Source organism: Psychromonas sp. KJ10-2 (assembly GCF_047323255.1).
Lineage (GTDB): Bacteria > Pseudomonadota > Gammaproteobacteria > Enterobacterales > Psychromonadaceae > Psychromonas.
In genome coordinates this window covers 2,348,579-2,368,557 of record NZ_CP178827.1, presented here as the reverse complement: position 1 = coordinate 2,368,557, position 19,979 = coordinate 2,348,579, and the positions used below count along the sequence as shown (strand labels likewise).

The following is a 19,979-nucleotide window of genomic DNA, read 5'->3' as shown; positions in this document are numbered from 1 at the left end:
AGTAGAATCGTGAGCTCGATGGTGTGAAGAGCAAAGGTGCTATTGGCAAGCTAGTAGTGTGTTCTCAATTAAGGTGGCTACTGTCATTGGGCCAACTCCGCCAGGTACTGGCGTGATAAAACTTGCTTTCTGTGCTGCAATATCAAATTCCACATCGCCGACGAGTTTACCAGTCGGTAGGCGGTTAATACCTACATCGATCACGACTGCACCCGGTTTTATCCAATCTCCTGGAATAAAGCCCGGTTTGCCAACGGCCACCACTAAAATATCAGCTTGTTCTACAAAACCTTGTAAGTTTTGTGTGAAACGATGGCAAACTGTGGTGGTACAACCCGCAAGTAATAGCTCCATGTTCATTGGGCGGCCTACGATATTAGAAGCACCTACAATCACTGCGTGCTTACCTTTGAGTGGAATATTATAACGTTCAAATAAGGTCATGATTCCTTTAGGTGTGCAAGACCGTAGTGTTGGAATACGCTGACAAAGGCGACCTACATTGTAAGGGTGAAAACCATCAACATCTTTTTCCGGTTTAATGCGTTCAATTATTTTAGTGGTGTCGATGCCTTCTGGTAAAGGCAGTTGTACTAAAATACCATTGATCTGTGGATCGTCATTGAGCGTATCAACTAGCGATAACAGATCTGCTTCATTGGTGGTTTCTGGTAGATCAAATGATTTAGAGGTAAAGCCAACTTCCTCACAAGCTTTACGTTTACTGTTCACATAAACTTGAGAGGCTGGGTCTTGTCCAACTAACACAACAGCTAAGCCAGGAATCGATAAACCATTTTCAGCACGTGTTTTGACCAGTGCTGCGACTTCGGAACGAACGGTTTTGGAAATAAGTTTTCCATCAATATACTTTGCTGTCATATTTATCCCTTATTGTTGGTTTTATAATCAATTAAAATCAGTATATGTTTTTTTAAAAAAAGATAATGCTATACATTTGCAATTCATTTTTACCTATATGTAACAATCAAGGGAGTTTTAGCGGTGGTATTTAGTCAGGGTAAAACCGAGAATGGCGGGGTTTGCACTAGTGTCAATAGCTTATTTTCTATTAAATCAGTAGGTTGTGATAATAGGGGGTAAAAGTGTTTTTATGCTAGAATGTCGCGCTTATTATTAAGCATAAAAGTCTAAAAATAAAAAAACGAGAGTCATTTGTTACCATGTATTTATGGTACGGAATAACTAATTAAATATTAATTTAATACGGAGCTGGTGTTTCTATTCACTAATATGAGTAGTTAAATATCAGAAGTTATGAAATTTAAATCTAAAAAATACAGTATCGATTCTACTGATTACCAAGTAGGCCAAGATAATATCAATAAGTGGGGCTTTGATGTCCACAACACCGTTTTCACCGCTTCAGTCGCGTTATCAATTCTTTTTATCGTCACGTTATTAATGCTTGAGCCAGCAGATGCAAAGGCAGCCATTGATTCAATTAAAGGCGCTGTTTTATCTAATTTCGACTACCTATTTATGTGGGGCGCGAATATTTTACTGTTGCTAGCTATCGGGATTGCATTTTCTCCCTTAGGTAAAATTCGCTTAGGTGGTGATAAAGCAACAACCGACTATTCAACCACTTCTTGGATTGCCATGTTATTTGCTGCTGGTATGGGCATTGGCTTAATCTTTTGGGGGTAGCAGAACCAACAGCGTTCTACACGGATTGGTACGGCACACCGTTAAATGCAGCACCTTTTACACCTGAAGGGCGTGAGTTAGCATTAGGCGCGACGGCGTTTCACTGGGGATTACATGCCTGGGCAATCTACGGTATGACAGCGTTATGCCTTGCTTACTTTGTGTATAACAAAGGCTTACCGTTATCGATGCGTTCTGTGTTTTACCCGATCTTAGGCGATAGAGTATGGGGGAAAATGGGGGATGTGATTGATGTATTGACCGTACTTGTGACTTTGTTTGGTCTAGCTACTTCGCTAGGTTTAGGGGGCTCACAAGCTGCGAGTGGCATTAGTCATGTATTTGGTTTTGAAAATAGCTTATATCTACAACAGTTTATTATTGTATTGATCATGGGCTTAGCGATTTTATCGGTAACGCGTGGTATGGACGGCGGTGTTAAGTTGTTAAGTAATATCAACATGGTCATTGCGTTTGTTTTCCTAGGGTTAATCGCTGTATTAAACTTCACTACGGTATTGGATTCTTTATTCACATCAGTGGTAGGTTATGTGAAAAATATCGTTCCATTAAGTCAAGCATCTGGTCGTGATGATACATCATGGTTACATGGTTGGACTGTGTTCTACTGGGCCTGGTGGGTAGCTTATGCTCCTTTCTTTGGTATGTTCGTAGCGCGCATCTCTAAAGGTCGTACAATCCGTGAATTCCTTGTTTGTGTCCTTGTGATCCCTACGTTAGTGACCACTTTATGGATGGCTGTTTTTGGTGGTGTGGCTATTGACCAAATCATTGAAAAAGTAGGTTTATTAGGCGCAGAGCAAGGCATTACTGACGTATCATTAAGCCTATTCTACATGTTAGATGCTTACCCGATTGGTGACATCCTATCTGTTATCGCAGTCGTGCTGATTGTTGTGTTTTTTGTGACAACCCTCGACTCTGGTTCTATCGTTATCGATAGCATGACAGCGGGTGGTAAGTTAGAAGTACCGATGAAACAAAAAATCGTTTGGGCCATTATTTCAGGTTTGATCGCAATGGTGATGTTATGGATTGGCGGTACGCAATCTATCCAAGCATTGCAATCGATTACTATCATTGCAGCACTCCCATTTACAGTGATTCTGCTGATTGGGTGTGTGAGCTTAATGAAAGGCATGTTAACTGAAGTTGAAAAAAGTAATTAAATAACAAGTGTCGCTACTCATTTAAAGAGTAGCAAATACACTTTTTATTGAAACGCCCTTATAACGATTACAAGGGCGTTTTTTTATGGGAATTGCCGAGTGATACCAATTGTATTAAATAACTGATCTAAATTTTGCGCCGGAAAAATGGCTTAGTTTGAGGCGTAAGTTGATGTAAATGGTTGTTCCCTATACGAAACTTACAACGAAAAAATAAGTTGTTTTAACAAGTAAAATAGATCAGTTACTTACTATGATTGGTATGAGTGCAACCTGATTTTTGCTCATAATGAATAGCTTTTACTGCTGATTTGATAATACCTGTCGACACTTTGAGTCGTTTTACCCCAGTCTGATGATTGAACCTGTTGTTGGTGGTATTCAAAAGCCATCTGGTCGATGGACTCTTTATAAATATTAAACCGATTAACATTACCCTTATCTGAGTCACAATAAAAACCAAACAACCTGCCTTAGAGCGTTGCTCTATTTTTTTGTCTAGACAATTTAATTTACACTCTATTTATCCCATAACCAGCGTAAATATTTCTTTGCCTTTAGCGTCGGTATGCCCTATGAACCTAAATACTTCAAGCCTGTATCATTTAGCAATTGCACTTACCATGGCAACTGTGTCCCATCGTAGACAAAGAAAGATCCAGAATGTTTGCTTTGCAGGTTTTCAATCACATTCATCATGCCTGTAATACTTTGCGCTGGCGTTATTTTACCATCGGCTCCGCCCATTGCTGTCTTTACCCAACCAGGGTGGATAACTGCCGCTTTTACGCCATCATCTGAGAGTCCGCCAGCAAGCGATTTGATGATTTGATTAAGCGCAGCTTTGGATGCGCGGTAACTATAGCGACCACCAGAGATTATTATCATCAATACTAGCGAGAATAGACGTAAGGCCAATAATAGTTTTCGCTTTACTCGCTAGAATATTTGCTAATAGCGCTTGAGTGATTAGCATCGGGGAAACGGTATTGACGGTTAATACTTCTAGCCAGCCTTTTTGATCCATATCTCCTAAGGCCTCACATTCAAATCCACCCACGCCAGCGTTATGAATAAGTACATCTATGGGTTGATTTTTAAATACTGTTGTTAACTCAGAGATCTGATCCTCATCCATCACATTCAGTTCATGAAGTTGAATATTGGAATGAAGTGTCGCTAACTGAGATAGCTCTGTTGCCTGCGTGAAGTGACGAGCACAGGCAATGACATGGTGACCTTGCTGCGCATATTGCTTTACGAATTCAAGACCTAATCCACGATTTGCACCGGTAATAAAAATAGTTGCCATTATTATTTCTCTATTAAAGCATCAAAAAAACACGAAAAAAGAAGCGATATTTTTATAAATATCGCTTCTAATGATAATGCGGTTAGACTCTATTAAGCATTAAGCATTAAGCATTAAGCATTAAGCAGTTCGTGTCACTGATGCCTTGTGTTGTGCTTTCTTGTCTAATGAGCCACTAAAGCGCGTTAATACAAGAGCGAATAACACCACAATCGCACCAATCCAAGGAGTATTCATTAGTCCCGCTTCTTCAACGATTAAACCGCCTCCCCAAGCACCTAGCGCAATACCCACGTTAAATGCGGCAATGTTAAGGCCAGATGCAACATCAACAGCGTTAGGCGTATGTTTTTCCGCCAGTTTTACAACGTAAACTTGCAGGCCAGGGACATTACCAAAGGCAAATGCGCCCCAAACTAAAATAGTAGCTACCGCTGCAATAGGGTTAACCGCAGTGAAGTTAAATACCAGTAGCACGGCAGCAAGACCTGTAAAAATAACGCTTAGCGCTTTAATTGGACCCAATTTATCCGCCATTTTGCCACCCCAGATATTACCAATAGCAACCGACACACCATAAACCAACATGATCAGACCGATAGCGCTGGAATCAAAACCAGAAACCTGTTCCAGAATCGGTGCTAAGTAAGTAAATGCTATGAAGGATCCACCGTAACCAATTGCTGTAATGGCGTAGACCAATAATAAACGAGGTTCCGAGAGTACTTTCAATTGCGCTGAAATCTTAGTTGCTGCTGCCTGCTTTAAGTTATTTGGTACTAATAGCGCGCTGCCAATAAGTGCAATTAACCCGAGTAGTGCTACGACTAAAAATGTTGACTGCCAGCCGAATGTTTGGCCAATATAGGTTCCCAGCGGAACGCCCGTCACCAATGCGACTGTTAAACCCGTAAACATGATCGCAATCGCACTCGCGGCTTTTTCTTTTGAAACTAAACCTGTCGCAATAGTCGTGCCTATTGAAAAGAACACACCATGCGCCAACCCTGTTAGGATACGAGCAGTAATCAAGGTTTCATATCCAGGGGCTTGCCATGCCAATAAGTTGCCTGCGACAAACAGTGCCATCACTGAAAGCAATACATGCTTACGGTTCCAGCTGCCAGTCAGTGCAGTTAAAACAGGTGCACCGATAGCAACACCCATTGCATAAAGGCTGACCAACAGTCCAGCTGAAGGTAATGAAACATTTAAATCTTGTGCCATGGTAGGGATTAACCCCACAATGACAAATTCGGTTGTACCGATCGCAAAGGCGCTGAGCGTCAATGCAAATAATGCTAAAGGCATATTTTTTCCCTCTTTTTGTATTTTGATATTGGAACACAATTTGTGTTTTCGTTTGATGGGCGCATTATTATTGATTTTTAAGTAGTTAAAAATCGAGTTATTAACAAATTACTTTTGTTAATATTGCAAATATAGTTATTGATAATGAAAGGTGAATAGCATGCTGACACGTTCTGATGATTTAGCAATCTTACTCACAGTGATCGACAGTGGTGGTTTTTCTGCTGCTGCTGACAGCTTAGATATTCAGGTCGCTAGAGTGTCTCGCGCGGTGAGCAAAGTCGAAAAACAACTGGGTGTCACTATTTTAAACCGCACCACAAGGCGGATAGAACTGACCGATGAAGGACGGCAATTTGTTGACTCAGTACGTGTCGGGTTGTTACAGATTCAGCAGGCAGAAGAAGAACTTGTCTCTCGCGGAGAGCTGCCCGCGGGCAGGTTACGGATCGACGCGGCAAGTCCTTTTGTATTTCATCAGCTGGTGCCACTGATTCACTCTTTTAAACAAGCTTTTCCAGATATTGAATTAGAGATCACTTCCAATGAAGGTTTTGTAGATCTATTGGAAAAAAGAACCGATCTGGCGATCCGTATCGGTAAATTAAACGATTCTACGTTACATGCGCGGCCGTTAGGGAAAAGTTTATTATATATAGTGGCATCACCAGAGTATCTAGCCAAAAGAGGCGTGCCTAAACAAGTCAGTGATTTATCGAGTCATGAACGGCTTGGTTTTGCCGGCGCAAAAGTATTAAACCGCTGGCCATTAGCTGGAAGTGATTATATTGAGCCAACATTGACCGCTAGTAATGGTGAAACTGTGCGGCAACTGGCACTCGCTGGCAATGGAATTGCTTGCTTATCAGGTTTTATGGTCAATAAAGATATCGCAGCTGGCAGGTTGGTGCCGTTATTAGAGCAAGGAAAACTGCTTAATACCGATCGCGAAAAAATTAATGCGGTCTTTTATAAGTCTTCTTCCGTTGCTAAACGGATATCCGCATTTATTGATTTTATTCAGCCAAGGCTGTCTTTGTAATCTGCCATATAAAAGCATTTTATTTTTGCAAATATTACAAAATTTATTTGTCATTGATGCACTGTCATTTACTCAGAGCACTCCTACAATGGGGCTTTTAAGGTCATCTAATATGACCGTCAATTCACCTATGGTAGGTATATATCACTATGAAAAACAAGCATATATCGGCTTGGTCGTATAATACTTCTCGCCATTCAGTTGAGCAATCAAGTGTCAGTCACTGTGAGATCAATGCAAACGAGATTTTGCTGGAAAATGAAATCGCAGGCATCAATCCAGTTGATTGGAAATTCATTCAAATCCGCTTAACTGGGAAGACGGGCACACGCCAGGAGTCGATGGGGTTGGTAGAGTTGTAAAAGTCGGCGAAGACGTGAGTGAGACTTTACTTGGCCAGAGAGTCGCATTTCATCAGTCATTAAAAAAGCAGGGCAGTTTTGCTCGTTTTAGCGTTTTAAATGCTGGGCGAGTGATGAAAGTACCAAAAAGCATGTCTTCTGCTTTGGCGGGGGCATTACCTTGCCCTATGCTGACAGCCTGGCAAGCTTTTAGTAAAATACCGGTTAAGGCAGGGCGCCGTGTCCTGATCGTTGGGGTTGATGTAGTCACGAATTTAACTGTGTTTTTAATCCTTTAGTTTATTAATTATGTGTCTAGCTATTATTGCAAGAAGCGATTTTGCTCCTTGCATCTTCCTTATTAATGATTGTGTTGGTCATCTTTTGATAGCTTTAAACAGTTGTTAAATGGCATTTTTAAGTAATTATTTTCTGTTATAATTCTTCTTTTGAAATGCCAGTTGAAGGTTAGTCGCAATCACATTTTTAATGTGGACGGGTTAGTACTCTGATTTGGCTTATTGATCGTTTTTCATTTTAATCTTGGTGTTTTATGCAAAATTTCCCTTCAAACCGTTTCTCTATTGCTCCGATGCTTGATTGGACTGATCAATATTGCCGTTACTTCCATCGTTTAATGAGTAAAAATACACTGCTTTACACTGAAATGGTGACCACCGGTGCGATCCTTTACGGTAAGGGCGATTACTTACAAAGAGATGCGGCGGAGCATCCAGTGGCATTACAATTAGGTGGATCTGCACCTTTAGATTTAGCGCAAGCTGCTAAAGCAGGGGCTGAGCGCGGGTTTGATGAAATTAATTTAAACGTGGGTTGCCCTTCTGATCGTGTGCAAAACGGTCGTTTTGGTGCTTGTTTAATGGCCGAAGGCGCATTGGTTGGTGATGCGGTTAAAGCGATGCGTGATGCTTGTGATTTACCGGTGACAGTGAAAACTCGTATTGGTATTGATGATTTAGATTCTTACGAATTTTTATGTGATTTTGTAGAAAAGGTCAAAGCGCAAGGGTGTGATACGTTTATTGTGCATGCGCGTAAAGCGTGGTTAAGTGGTTTAAGTCCAAAACAAAATCGAGACATTCCACCGTTAGATTATGAACGAGTTTATCAGTTAAAGCGTGATTTTCCTGAGCTAACTATTGCAATCAATGGTGGAATTAAAACCTTAGAAGACTGTCAAACTCACCTGCAACACCTTGATGGTGTGATGTTAGGGCGTGAAGTTTATGCTAACCCTTATATTTTAAGTACGGTTGATCAGCAACTATTTGGTTGTGATAAAGTACCGTTAACTCGTTTTGAGGTATTAGAAAAAATGTATCCCTACATTGAAGGGCAGTTAGCACAAGGTGTACATTTGAATCGTATTGCTCGTCATATGTTGGGGTTATTTCAAGGTTTATCGGGTGCACGCGCATGGCGACGTCATTTAAGTGAAAATGGGCATATCCCTGGTTCTGGTATTGAAGTGATGCAAAAGCAGCATCATTTGTTCACGAAGAGTAAGGAAGTGAGATGAAGAAGCATTTATTATTTCTGCTAGTAGCGGTGCAATTAGTTTTAGCGGGGTGTACTAGTACACCTGTCGTTAAAGAGGAGCCGATTATCGAACCTGAGCCGCTAACCTTAGTAAGTAGTGGCAAACCGAGCAAAGTGCTTCCCTCTTTTACAACCTACAGTTGGAATGATGATTACAACTTTGTCTTAGCCAAAGAAGAAGCGACTATGTTGGTGTTAACACCTTATATACGTCAGCAAGTTGCTAAGTATATGAGCAGCAAAGGTTACAAGTTGGTTAGCAATCCTGATCAAGCTGAAATGGTGATTGGTTTTTTATATGCGGCCGATGATGTGATTGCTAATAACCAAGTAGAGCAACGTTTTGGTTTAATTCCTGGAACCGTTCGTGAGAAAGGCGCTGACCCGCGTTATAAAAAAGGCTCATTAATATTAAGTGCTATGGATAATAGAATGACAAAAATCTATTGGCGTTCTGCAGTGAGGGGTTTTTCTGATTTAGAGAGAGATAAAGTCACTACAAACGGCAGTAAAATGCAGTATATTTTAAGTATGCTATTAGGTGATTTCCCTGAAGCAGGGCGTTAATTAACACGACTTAATTTTGCTATAAAAAAACACACCTAGGTGTGTTTTTTGTTTTTGATATGAAATTATACCAATTATATTAAATAGCTTTAACTGCTATCCCATCATTCACTTGGTAATCACTGTTCACTAAAAAGGCTTGAGTTGCTAGTTGTGCTGATTCGGCAACTTCTGTTAACGCGTATTCAACCTGTGTTACGCCTTCTGTTTTTAGTTGTTTTTCAACTTGTCTTAATAGGTTTTTACCTACACCGCGACGGCGTGTTAAGTCTCTGATTTGTAATTGGGATAGAGTGGCCGTTGTGTCTGATATTTGTACTTTAACTGCACCAATATGACGCTCATTAAACATAGTCATAAATAAGCGAGATCCTGAGTCATTTAATTGCTCAGTGATTGCTTCTGTGGTTAATGAGGTGGCAGGCAGGTAGTCGCTGTAAATTTTTTGTAAATCGATGACAAGTTGTGTTGATAAGGTATCAGCAATAAAAACGGATAATCGCATACAGTGCTCGCTATTATATTTATTGTATTTTGAGAGGGCTTACTTCGGAGTAAAGCAAGTGTTGATGATCATATTGTACTTTTTTCTGGTCTAACATCATACGCTGTTTTTCAGGTATCAGTTGGCTGAGTTTAACCAGTTGAAAGTCTCTATTCGGTGCACCTAAACGTTGTGATAAGTAGCTTAGAGTTTCTGGATAAGGGTGACCAATTAAGATGGTATAAGGTGTTGTTAAGCTATGTTTAACGGCTTGATCAAACTGTTTATCCATGGCTTCTGCGGTGCGCTCGTTATCTAAAAAGATGTGTCTTCTTAATGCGGGTAAACCCGCAGCAATAGCTGTTTTAGCAGCAACACTTTTAGCACTAGTTAAGCTATCAACAAAGAATAATCCCTGTTGTGATAATAATTCCATGGTCCACTGCATCGGCGTTGCTTCTTCTGTTAGCTTGCTGCCCATGTGATTATTCACCCCAATCGCATAGGGAATATCATTTAATGCATCAATTAAGGTGTGTTGAAAGCCATGTTTAGTCATCTGCTCCATCAATGCACCTTTGCCTAACAGGTGATTGTGGCTATGCGCTTGCATTGGAATATGTAGCAGTACTTCTCGATTTTGTTGATGTGCTAACTTGGCAATCTTAGTGGAATAAGGGGTAAAAGGGAGAATCGCAAAGGTGATTGCACTCGGTAGTTTCAAGAAGGCTTGATTATGACGGTTATAACCAATGTCATCGATGATGATCGCAATTTTACCAATGTTATTAGCGAAAGAGTTTGTTGAGCAGGTCATTAATCCGATACACAACAATAACTGACTCAGTTTTTTTAGTTGGATTAGCACGTGATCATCTTCTCGATAACCAACGTAACGGGTCTTCCGCGGTGCCTTTATGGCTTAATTCAAAGTACAAAGTATTTCTCTCTTGGCCACCACTGTGGCCTGCTAATGCAATGGCATCGCCCTCTAAAACGACGTCACCCGCTTTATATAAAAGCGTTTGGTTGTAGCCGTATAAAGTAATGTAATTATCACTATGGTCAAGTGCGATCACCATGCCGTAACCTTTAAAGTAACCGGCGAATAATACACGACCTGTTGCCACCGCGCGTACTTTTTCACCCTCATTGGTAGCGATTGCAATGCCTTTCCATTTTACTTGGCTGCTGCGTGCGCTACCAAAGCGATGCAGTACCTTACCTTCAATTGGCCATTTTAATTTGCCTTTTAAGCTGGCTAATTTTGAGTTGGTTTTTTGTTGTTTGTTTGCCGCGGCCTTGGCTTTTGCGTTGGCTGCTGCTTGTGCCTTGGCTTTTGCGATATTCTTATTTTTAAGGGCTTGTGCAGCGGCTAATTTAGCTGCCGCTTCTTGTTGTCTTTTACGTTCTTCAGCGGCTTTTTTAATACGCGCACGGAGTGCTTTTTCTGAATTATTGAGCTTTGCTATTTTGTTAGCTTGATAATTAATGTCTTTTCTTAATGCTTGTAAGGCTTTGTCTCGCTTACTTTTTTCTGCCGTTAAGTTCGCTTGTCTTTGTTTTTGTTGCTCGTAAAGCGTTTCTAATGAGGCTAATGTCTTGGTTTGAGACTCTTGGTTTTTAAGGAGTTTTTGCTCTGTTTCATGCAGTGATTCAATACTTTCCAAGCGAGCGTCATTTAGGTACTTGTAGTAGCTTCTAGCACGGACGACTTTACTTAAATCTTCTTGATTCAAAATCAATTTTACCAAGTCATTTTCACCTGTCATATAAGCACTGACTAGTTGCTGTTGTAATAATGACTGTTGAATGGATTTTTCTTCGTTGAGCTGTTTGGTTTCTTTTTGTAAGTTCACCAATACAGTGCGCTGTTGCTCGATGTCTGTTTTAGTTTGGTTTGCGGTTAAGGCGATGCCAGCAACGGCTTTTTCACTTTTTCTAGTTCATTTTCTAACTGCTTTTGTTGCTTTTCTTGCTGCGCTTTAGTTTGTTTATTTTCTTTAATTTGGCGTTGAATGGTATTTAAGTTAGCGGCGGTAACCGTCTGGCTAAATAGGACAGTGATAAAAAGAGCGATGAAAGTTAGGTAACTTAGTTTTCTGCCGTTAGATAAGTTAAACATCACTGTAATTTATGGCCTTATAGGGTGAATAGGGAGTTTCTTAAAAATATCAATTATGAATACGACTTACAAATGTTAATAAAGTTAGATAAAAATATTTAAGATGGCCGCTTATTGTATGCGAATCTAAATCAATGTGTAGGGGGTAGATGAAATTAAATGTCGTTATGCTGAGAAAGGTGAGCTGGATACCCTACCCCAAGGCAGAGTATCCAATAACCAAGATTACTTAACAGTAATGATTGGTTGACCTGTCATCTCTGCAGGAATTTCCATTCCCATTAGCGATAACATAGTTGGTGCGATATCACATAGACGTCCGCCTTCAGCGATAGTCGCTTCACGGCCCATGTAGATAAATGGCACTGGTAAGTTAGTATGAGCAGTGTGGATGCCGCCTGTATCAGGGTCAACCATTTGCTCTGCATTACCGTGGTCAGCTGTGATTAGACATTCACCGCCTACTTCTTGTAGTGCGCTGACTACTTCACCAATACAGCTATCAACTGCTTCACATGCTTTAACTGCTGCTTCAAATACACCAGTGTGACCTACCATGTCGCCATTCGGGTAGTTACAAATGATTACATCGTATTCATTACTCTTAATTGCACCAACTAGTTTTTCAGTTAGTTCAGCTGAGCTCATTTCTGGTTGTAGATCATAAGTTGCTACAGCAGGAGAGCTGATTAGTGAACGTTTTTCACCTTCAAACTCATCTTCAACACCGCCGTTAAAGAAGAAAGTCACGTGTGCGTATTTTTCTGTTTCAGAGATACGCAGTTGCGTTTTATCTTTTTTCGCTAACCATTCACCAAGTGTATTTGTTAGTGATTCACTTGGGTAAGCGGCAGGCGCTTTGATATCTGCAGCGTATTCAGTCAATGTTGCAAAGTGGATGTTTGGCACAACTGCGCGCTCAAAACCACTGAAGTTTTCATCTGTGAATGTGTAAGTTAGCTCACGTGCACGGTCAGCACGGAAGTTTAAGAATAATACTGCATCACCTTCGTTCATTGGTGCTGCTTCACCGATCACAGTCGCTTTTACGAACTCATCGTTTTCATCACGTGCGTAAGCTGCTTCAAGACCAGCTAGTGCGCTATCTGCTGTGTATGCACCTTTTGCTGCCGTTAATACGTTGTAGGCTTCTTCTACACGATCCCAACGATTGTCACGGTCCATTGCAAAGTAACGACCTACTAAAGAAACCGTACGGCCTACACCTAGCTCTTTGTATTTTTCTTCGTATTTAGTCAGTGTATCTTCTGCACTGCGTGGTGGCGTATCACGTCCATCTAAAAATGCGTGTACATAAATTTTAGTTGCGCCACGTTTAGCGGCTAGTTCGATTGCTGCTAGGATATGCTCATCGTGTGAGTGAACACCACCTGCAGAAGCTAGACCCATGATGTGTACTGCTTTGTCAGCTGCTACTGCTTTATCAACTGCTGCTGCAAATACTGGATTTTCGAAGAAATCACCATCTTGGATTGCTTTGGTTACTTTAGTTAAGTTTTGGTAAACAGTACGACCTGCACCGATGTTAGTATGGCCAACTTCAGAGTTACCCATTTGACCTTCTGGTAAACCTACATCCATACCTGAAGCAGAAATCAGACCATTTGCGTAGTCTTTACATAGTTGGTCTAGTACAGGTGTTTTAGCATTAGATACTGCGTTATCAGGTGTGTCTGGGCGATTTCCCCAGCCATCTAGAATTAATAAAACTAGTGGTTTTTTAGTCATTGTCATTTTAAACCTCTTTTAATGTCCTGGCATAATGTCCAAATTATCTCCACTTTGATTTTACAACATTTGTGCGTCTTGTCACTGAAAAAGCCCGACGTGAGATCAAAGCAAGTCAAAATAACCGTAAAAAAGTCGTTTTCATTTATTATTCTAAATCTCAAGGCTGATATTCTGTTTTTCACAGGGTATACTCAGATGCGAATTTATCCACAGAGAAGAAGAAACAACTTATGCAAGAGTATATTGATTTTATTAGTAATAACCCTATGTTATCTGCAGCATGGGTAGTTATTGCCGTTATGTTAATTCATAGCGTAGTCAAAAATAAATTAAGTAAAATTAACAATGTTAATCCACAACAAGCTACTTTATTAATTAATAAGCAAGACGCAATCGTTGTAGATGTGCGTAATGCGGACGAGTTTAAGAAAGGGCATATTGTGAATGCTAAAAACATTACCGTGTCACAAATTAATGAAGGAAAGTTTGCTGCTATTGAAAATCACAAACAGAGCCCCATTATAGTGGTATGTGCAACGGGAACACGTTCTTCTGGTGCCGGTGACAAACTAGCTAAAGCTGGTTTTGAGCAAGTAAATAACCTATTTTCAGGAATGAGTGGCTGGACAGCTGCAAATTTACCAACAACTAAAAGGTAACAGAAATTATGGCTACTATTACAATGTACACAACTCCTTATTGCCCATACTGCCAACGTGCAAAGCAATTATTGGATAGTAAACAGGCTGAATATCAAGAGATTGATGTGTCTGATCGTTCACTACGTCCGGAAATGACGAAAATCACTGGTGGGACGACTGTGCCACAAATCATTATTGATGGTGATCCTATCGGTGGTTGTGATGAATTATACGCATTAGAACGTGCTGAAAAGTTAGATGCACTATTAGCTTAAACAATAACAACATAATTTAATTAAAGATTAAGGGAAGATCATGCCAGAACAAGAAGACAAGCAAGTAGAATTCAATATCCAACGTGTTTACGTAAAAGACATCTCATTCGAATGCCCAAATTCACCAGAAATTTTCAAAAAAGAGTGGGCTCCAGAAGTTAAAATGGATATCGATACACAAGCTCAGAAATTAGAAGAGGGTGTATACGAAGTAACGTTATCATTAACTGCAACTGCAAAAGTTGAAGAAGATGTAGCGTTCTTATGTGAAGTACAACAAGCAGGTATCTTCTCTGTATCTGACCTTGAAGGTGCTCAATTAGCACATTGTCTCAATGCATTTTGTCCAAATATCTTATTCCCATATGCGCGTGAAGCGGTATCAAGTATGGTAACGCGTGGTACTTTCCCACAGTTAAACTTAGCGCCGGTTAACTTTGATGCTTTGTTTCAACAAGCAATGGCAAGTAAGCAAGCAGAAGCTGAAAAACTAAACTCTTAATATACACTGCTGACATATTCTAGGTAGGTAATGAATGGCTGAGAAAGCGACTATTTCGGTATTAGGTGCAGGATCTTACGGTACTGCACTGGCGTTATCACTGGCTCGTAATGGGCATGACACTTTAATTTGGGGTCACAACAGTGAACATATTGAACGTTTACAGTCAGATCGTGAAAACAAGGTGTTTTTGCCTAAGGTTACCTTCCTAGTAAGCTTCACCCTGAAGGTGATTTAGCCAAATGTATTGCTGCGACAGATACTATTTTATTAGTGGTGCCTAGCCATGTATTTGGCTCGGTATTGTCACAGGTTAAACCTTTTCTTCGACCTGAACATCGTATCGCTTGGGCCGCCAAGGGATTAGAAGCGGAAACAGGGCGTTTATTACAAGAAGTTGCTCGTGATATTGTCGGTGATGATTATCCACTGGCTGTTATTTCAGGGCCTACTTTTGCGATGGAAGTAGCGAAAGGCTTACCTACCGCTATTGCTGTTGCTGGATCTGACCGTGACTTTACACAAGATATTGCTGATCTATTCCATAATAACAAAAACTTTAGAACTTATGTTTCTGCAGATTTTGTTGCTGTGCAACTGGGTGGCGCAGTTAAGAATGTGATTGCGATTGGTGCCGGCTTAGCTGATGGTTTAGGGTTTGGCGCTAATGCACGTACAGCCTTAATTACTCGTGGTCTAGCCGAGTTAACTCGCTTAGGTGTGGCGTTAGGTGCTTCTGAGTCTTCTTTTATGGGAATGGCCGGATTAGGTGATCTCGTCCTTACTTGTACTGATAATCAATCTCGTAATCGTCGTTTTGGCTTAGCTTTAGGCAAAGGCAAAGGGATCGATCAAGCGCAGGTTGAGATCGGTCAGGTTGTTGAAGGTTACCGTAATACCGAAGAAGTGTATAACTTGGCAAAACGTGTTGGTATAGAGATGCCAATTTGTGAGCAAATCTATTACGTTTTATATCAAGGTAAAGCGGTGAATGTGGCTGCGATGGACTTATTATCTCGTACTAAACGAGGTGAGTAGTTTTAAGCTAATTTGAACTAGTTGTTTAGCAGACACAAAAAAGGCCTCAATTGAGGCCTTTTTTATTACTTTACTAACTAGCTTAATAAACGAGCTAAGAAAGCTTAGATTAAGCTTCTTGTAAGATGTTAAGCATGCGACGAAGTGGCTCAGCAGCACCCCATAGTAGTTGGTCGCCAACAGTGAATGCACTGATGTATTCAGGACCCATTGCGAGTTTACGGATACGACCTACAGGAATGCTTAATGTCCCTGTTACTTTAGCTGGAGATAGCTCAGAAACCGTTGCTTCACGCTCGTTAGGTACCACTTTAACCCACTCGTTGTGTGAACCTAAGATTTTTTCAATCTCTTCTACTGATACATCTTTTTTCAGTTTGATAGTCATTGCTTGGCTGTGACAACGCATCGCACCGATACGTACACATAAACCATCGATAGGTGTTTGCTTGTCGCTAGTGCCTAGAATTTTGTTGGCTTCAACTTGTGCTTTCCACTCTTCTTTAGATTGACCAGAAGGCATAGGCACGTCAATCCATGGGATTAAGCTACCTGCTAGCGGCGCACCAAACTGTTCAGTTGGTAATGCATCACTACGGATGAAGTCTGCCACTTGTTGGTCAATTTCTAAAATAGCAGATGCTGGATCAGCTAGTTTGTCTGCAACAGATGCTTCAATTGCACCCATTTGGCTAATTAGTTCACGCATATTACGTGCACCAGCACCTGATGCTGCTTGGTAAGTTTGTGGAGCAACCCAATCAATTAGGTCAGCTTCAAATAAACCACCTAATGCTAATAGCATTAAAGAAACCGTACAGTTACCACCAACGTAAGTTTTAATACCGTCAGTTAAACCTTGTTGAATGACATCTTTGTTAACTGGGTCTAATACGATGATGCTGTCATCTTTCATACGTAATGAAGATGCTGCGTCGATCCAGTAACCATCCCAACCGCTGTCACGTAGTGCAGGGTAAACAGAGTTAGTGTAATCGCCACCTTGACAGGTAATAATAATATCCATTTCAGATAACGCTTCAATTGAAGACGCATCTTTTAATGTGTCGGTTGGTTTACCAATTTCAGGAGATGCTAGACCAACTTGTGAGGTGGTGAAAAATACTGGCTCAATCGTTGCAAAATCATTTTCTTCACGCATTCTTTGCATAAGAACGAATCCAACCATACCGCGCCAACCAACTAAACCCACTTTTTTCATGGTCTATATTTCCTTAATTTTAATAGTTTAAAAGAGAACGATTAATCATTAACCGAGTACAGAATCTATCATTAGAGGCATTAGCAAGGCTAGTGATTTGATGGTTTGTAGGGAAAAAAGCGAGAAAGTTACCTTGATTGCTTAATTTTTATTAAACCATCAAGGTAAGTCATTGTTACTTGGAAATAGTCGTTTTAGCGGGAGAGGCTAAAAGGACAAGACTTAATCGTAAATTGTTGGGATTGGCTGACGTTTATGCTGTGTACGCAGGTAAATCGCAATCAATTTCTCTTCGATTTCAGGGGCAACGTCTTTGCCTTCTAAGAAATCATCAATTTGATCGTAAGTCATCCCTAACGCCACTTCATCTTCAAGTTGCGGTTGGTTTTCTTCAAGGTCAGCGGTTGGTGCTTTTTCCACTAATAAACTGGGTGCACCTAAGTGTCTTGCTAAAGCACGAACTTGACGTTTACTTAAACCAAATAGCGGTGCTAAATCACAAGCCCCATCACCGTGTTTGGTGTAGAAACCGGTAATGTTCTCTGCGCTATGGTCAGTCCCAACCACTAAACCATTGGTTAAACCTGCAATTTCATATTGTGCAATCATACGCATACGCGCTTTTACATTGCCTTTCACAAAGTCGAAATTTGCATTGTCAGTGAGTTTTACTTGGCTGCTCTGTAGTGCCGCGACTGTTGTTTCATGAATGCCGTCAGCACCAGATTGAACATTGACTGTGACACAACTAGTTGGTTGAATAAAGCTCACAGCAAGCTGCGCTTCATCTTCATCTTTTTGGACTGCGTAAGGTAAACGCACGGCAACAAATTGATAGTCACTGGTGTTTTCTTCTTGGTTTAGCTGGTCTACAGAAAGCTGGCATAAGCGACCTGCAGTGCTTGAATCAACACCACCACTGATACCTAATACCAGCGTTTTACAATAGGCTTTTTTTAAGGTGCTTTTAATAAAGTTAACGCGACGTTCAATTTCATTTTCTACATCGATGTCTGCTACAACACACATCTCTTTTAATATTGTTTGTTTCATGAGGTTGCCCATTAGTTTGAAGGTGAATGCATTAGTCTCAATGATTATGCAAAAAAGTAGGTGTCTTTTACAGTAATAATTATTTTTATAGTTGCTTCTTTATTTGATATCAAAATGTGCTGGTGAAAGTCCATTAAATAGCGCTCATTAAAAGACTAAACCTAGCAGCAAGCTAGTTTCAGTTTGTATGATACCTTTCACCGCACGAATTTCGCCTAATAACCCACCCAAAACAGAGATGCTATCAACTTGAATATCTGCGATTAAATCCCATTGACCATTAGTGTGGTATACCGATACGATTTCTGGAAAAGCACGCAAAGACTCAATAATTTTTTCTTCCTCTTTTGCCTCTACTAATAGGCTCATTAATACCCTGACGGCATCTTGCTGTGCTTCTTGTTTTAATTTAACCGTGTACCCAAGAATAACGCCTTCTCGTTCTAGCTTATTTAAACGGTTTTGTACCGTTGCACGAGAAACACCCAGCGCTTTACTTAAGTTAACCACCGGCATACGTGCATCTTTACGTAACAGAGCCAGTAACTTCCTATCTGTGTGATCTAGTTTATTCATGACGCTCAAACCCTTACATATTGTCATTTTATATATACATAATGCTATTTTATGATGCAAATTAATACATTTTTATGTCTTTTTGTTGGCTCAGTGGCTTGTTAAAATTTTTGCATTGAATATGCAGTTAGCAGTAGTGAAACAAGGGGAAATGAACATGACGTTATTTTTGGATGTAAATGCAGCAAGTAAGTTAGTGTCTAGATTAGGTGTTAGTGAGTTTATGTTTGGATTATTAGCATATATGGAAGATGATTTTTGTCATTGGTCTGAATTTGATAAGTCAGCAAGAACTGCTGCCCATAGTGACGTTGGTGTTATTGAATTAATGCCCGTTGCCGATCAAGTTCATTATGGTTTTAAGTATGTGAATGGTCATCCAACTAATCCGTTACAAGGTTTATCTACTGTGATGGCATTTGGTGCCTTATCGGACGTAAGCACTGGTTTTCCACGTTTATTAAGTGAATTAACTATCTCTACTGGATTACGCACTGCAGTAGCATCGGCGATGGCTACAAAAGCGTTAGCGAGAGCTGATTCGAGCACCTTAGGGTTGATTGGTTGTGGTGCCCAAAGTGCTTTTCAAGCGATTGCTTTACATTGTTTAGTGGGTATTCAAGAAGTCAGGTTATTTGATATCGATGCGGATGCCATTGATCAAGTTGCTATGCACTTGAGTGCTTACCCAGCATTAACTGTGATTAAAGCAGCATCAGCGAAAGCGTGTGTAAAAGGCGCTGATATCGTGACAACGGTGACTGCAGATAAAGCCTATGCGACTATTTTAACGCTGGATATGATAGAACCAGGTATGCATATAAATGGTGTTGGTGGAGATTGCCCAGGTAAAACTGAATTACATATTGATGTGTTAAAGGCTGGGAAAATATTTATTGAGCATGAGCCACAAACCCGTGTCGAAGGGGATATCCAACAGTTGCCAGCGGATTATCCTGTCCATCCTTTATGGAAAGTTATTAAAGGGGAAGAGCAAGGACGCGATGAGCCACAACAAATTACTATTTTTGATTCAGTGGGATTTGCTTTAGAAGACCTTTCTGTTTTGCGTTATCTCTTTGAGCAAGCGGTAAAGCATAACATAGGCGAAAAAATCGATTTAGTGCCCGAGATGGAAAACCCTAAAGATTTGTTTGGTTTAATGTTGGCGCGCAGTCAGGCGTAAAGCTAATAGTAGCAGAGAGGTTAGGCGATAGTTGGATTAGGCATGACGTTTCTGCCATTCATACATTCAAATACAGCGATTGTTAAGAATAAAAAACGCACTTTAACGGTGCGACCGCTACATTATTGAGC

The 19,979-nt window shown here is 40.5% G+C and carries 21 protein-coding genes and 2 pseudogenes; 11 read left to right on the top strand and 12 right to left on the bottom strand.

Annotated elements, in window-relative coordinates; translation table 11 throughout:
* Positions 1-39 precede the first annotated feature (39 nt).
* Positions 40-882, bottom strand: coding sequence for a bifunctional methylenetetrahydrofolate dehydrogenase/methenyltetrahydrofolate cyclohydrolase FolD (gene folD / locus ACLKL2_RS11380; RefSeq protein WP_113819469.1), 843 nt, complete (start codon positions 880-882; stop codon positions 40-42).
* 396 nt (positions 883-1,278) lie between these two features.
* Between folD and ACLKL2_RS11375 the strand changes: the two are divergent.
* A pseudogene (locus ACLKL2_RS11375) lies at positions 1,279-2,861 on the top strand (BCCT family transporter).
* A 618-nt stretch (positions 2,862-3,479) separates the two neighbouring features.
* Here the strand turns inward: ACLKL2_RS11375 and ACLKL2_RS11370 are convergent.
* From ACLKL2_RS11370 to ACLKL2_RS11360, 3 genes are all read right to left on the bottom strand, one after another.
* On the bottom strand, positions 3,480-3,749 hold the full coding sequence (locus ACLKL2_RS11370; RefSeq protein ID WP_413691747.1) for an SDR family oxidoreductase: 270 nt from the start codon (positions 3,747-3,749) through the stop codon (positions 3,480-3,482).
* Positions 3,721-4,173: an SDR family NAD(P)-dependent oxidoreductase gene (locus ACLKL2_RS11365; RefSeq protein ID WP_413691745.1), complete on the bottom strand. Its 453-nt coding sequence runs from the start codon at positions 4,171-4,173 to the stop codon at positions 3,721-3,723. Before ACLKL2_RS11365 ends, ACLKL2_RS11370 begins: the two co-directional genes overlap by 29 nt.
* A 120-nt stretch (positions 4,174-4,293) precedes the next feature.
* Entirely contained in the window at positions 4,294-5,484 is a 1,191-nt protein-coding gene (locus ACLKL2_RS11360) for an MFS transporter (protein ID WP_028868055.1), read from the bottom strand.
* A gap of 160 nt (positions 5,485-5,644) precedes the next feature.
* Here ACLKL2_RS11360 and ACLKL2_RS11355 point away from each other — a divergent pair, with 160 nt between their 5' ends.
* The 5 genes from ACLKL2_RS11355 (at position 5,645) to ACLKL2_RS11335 (ending at position 8,994) form a co-directional block, all read left to right on the top strand.
* Entirely contained in the window at positions 5,645-6,526 is an 882-nt protein-coding gene (locus ACLKL2_RS11355) for a LysR family transcriptional regulator (protein ID WP_413691743.1), read from the top strand.
* A gap of 149 nt (positions 6,527-6,675) precedes the next feature.
* Positions 6,676-6,888 carry a hypothetical protein gene (locus ACLKL2_RS11350; protein ID WP_413691742.1) on the top strand — a complete coding sequence of 71 codons (213 nt, stop codon included), beginning with the start codon at positions 6,676-6,678 and terminating at the stop codon, positions 6,886-6,888.
* A gap of 14 nt (positions 6,889-6,902) precedes the next feature.
* The gene (locus ACLKL2_RS11345) at positions 6,903-7,166 is read left to right on the top strand and encodes a hypothetical protein (RefSeq protein WP_413691741.1); all 264 of its coding nucleotides are present in this window, start codon (positions 6,903-6,905) and stop codon (positions 7,164-7,166) included.
* A gap of 254 nt (positions 7,167-7,420) precedes the next feature.
* Positions 7,421-8,407: a tRNA dihydrouridine(20/20a) synthase DusA gene (gene dusA, locus ACLKL2_RS11340; RefSeq protein WP_413691739.1), complete on the top strand. Its 987-nt coding sequence runs from the start codon at positions 7,421-7,423 to the stop codon at positions 8,405-8,407.
* A complete protein-coding gene (locus tag ACLKL2_RS11335; RefSeq protein ID WP_413691738.1) occupies positions 8,404-8,994 on the top strand; it encodes a DUF4136 domain-containing protein in 591 nt (196 codons plus the stop codon). The genes dusA and ACLKL2_RS11335 overlap by 4 nt, the downstream gene beginning before the upstream one ends.
* A gap of 79 nt (positions 8,995-9,073) precedes the next feature.
* Here the strand turns inward: ACLKL2_RS11335 and panM are convergent, their stop codons facing one another.
* The 5 genes from panM to gpmM all read right to left on the bottom strand — a co-directional run bounded on the left by panM (position 9,074) and on the right by gpmM (position 13,358).
* On the bottom strand, positions 9,074-9,499 hold the full coding sequence (gene panM, locus ACLKL2_RS11330) for an aspartate 1-decarboxylase autocleavage activator PanM (protein WP_413691737.1): 426 nt from the start codon (positions 9,497-9,499) through the stop codon (positions 9,074-9,076).
* 19 nt (positions 9,500-9,518) lie between these two features.
* Positions 9,519-10,346 (bottom strand): divergent polysaccharide deacetylase family protein, encoded by an 828-nt coding sequence (locus ACLKL2_RS11325; protein WP_413691735.1) that lies wholly within the window; start codon positions 10,344-10,346, stop codon positions 9,519-9,521.
* 4 nt (positions 10,347-10,350) lie between these two features.
* Positions 10,351-11,337, bottom strand: a complete 987-nt coding sequence (locus ACLKL2_RS11320) for a murein hydrolase activator EnvC family protein (protein ID WP_413694306.1) — start codon at positions 11,335-11,337, stop codon at positions 10,351-10,353.
* Between the two features lie 47 nt (positions 11,338-11,384).
* Positions 11,385-11,606, bottom strand: coding sequence for a hypothetical protein (locus ACLKL2_RS11315; protein WP_413691734.1), 222 nt, complete (start codon positions 11,604-11,606; stop codon positions 11,385-11,387).
* Positions 11,607-11,828: 222 nt separating this feature from the next.
* Entirely contained in the window at positions 11,829-13,358 is a 1,530-nt protein-coding gene (gpmM, locus tag ACLKL2_RS11310; RefSeq protein WP_413691733.1) for a 2,3-bisphosphoglycerate-independent phosphoglycerate mutase, read from the bottom strand.
* A gap of 227 nt (positions 13,359-13,585) precedes the next feature.
* Between gpmM and ACLKL2_RS11305 the strand changes: the two genes are divergently transcribed.
* From ACLKL2_RS11305 to gpsA, 4 genes and pseudogenes are all read left to right on the top strand, one after another.
* Complete coding sequence (locus ACLKL2_RS11305) at positions 13,586-14,014, top strand: rhodanese-like domain-containing protein (protein WP_113819455.1); 429 nt, start codon at positions 13,586-13,588, stop codon at positions 14,012-14,014.
* Between the two features lie 8 nt (positions 14,015-14,022).
* Positions 14,023-14,271 (top strand): glutaredoxin 3, encoded by a 249-nt coding sequence (gene grxC / locus ACLKL2_RS11300; RefSeq protein ID WP_113819454.1) that lies wholly within the window; start codon positions 14,023-14,025, stop codon positions 14,269-14,271.
* Positions 14,272-14,311: 40 nt separating this feature from the next.
* Positions 14,312-14,773, top strand: coding sequence for a protein-export chaperone SecB (gene secB, locus ACLKL2_RS11295; RefSeq protein ID WP_113819453.1), 462 nt, complete (start codon positions 14,312-14,314; stop codon positions 14,771-14,773).
* A gap of 34 nt (positions 14,774-14,807) precedes the next feature.
* Positions 14,808-15,811 (top strand): annotated as a pseudogene (gene gpsA, locus ACLKL2_RS11290) (NAD(P)H-dependent glycerol-3-phosphate dehydrogenase).
* Positions 15,812-15,920: 109 nt separating this feature from the next.
* On the opposite strand, the gene asd reads toward gpsA, so the two are convergent.
* The 3 genes from asd to ACLKL2_RS11275 all read right to left on the bottom strand — a co-directional run bounded on the left by asd (position 15,921) and on the right by ACLKL2_RS11275 (position 18,662).
* Complete coding sequence (gene asd, locus ACLKL2_RS11285) at positions 15,921-17,033, bottom strand: aspartate-semialdehyde dehydrogenase (RefSeq protein ID WP_413691731.1); 1,113 nt, start codon at positions 17,031-17,033, stop codon at positions 15,921-15,923.
* Positions 17,034-17,255: 222 nt separating this feature from the next.
* On the bottom strand, positions 17,256-18,086 hold the full coding sequence (gene nadE / locus ACLKL2_RS11280; RefSeq protein WP_413691730.1) for an ammonia-dependent NAD(+) synthetase: 831 nt from the start codon (positions 18,084-18,086) through the stop codon (positions 17,256-17,258).
* 147 nt (positions 18,087-18,233) lie between these two features.
* Positions 18,234-18,662 carry an Lrp/AsnC family transcriptional regulator gene (locus tag ACLKL2_RS11275; RefSeq protein ID WP_413691729.1) on the bottom strand — a complete coding sequence of 143 codons (429 nt, stop codon included), beginning with the start codon at positions 18,660-18,662 and terminating at the stop codon, positions 18,234-18,236.
* Positions 18,663-18,819: 157 nt separating this feature from the next.
* On the opposite strand from ACLKL2_RS11275, the gene ACLKL2_RS11270 reads away from it, so the two are divergent.
* Positions 18,820-19,848: an ornithine cyclodeaminase gene (locus tag ACLKL2_RS11270; RefSeq protein ID WP_413691728.1), complete on the top strand. Its 1,029-nt coding sequence runs from the start codon at positions 18,820-18,822 to the stop codon at positions 19,846-19,848.
* Positions 19,849-19,979 lie beyond the last annotated feature (131 nt).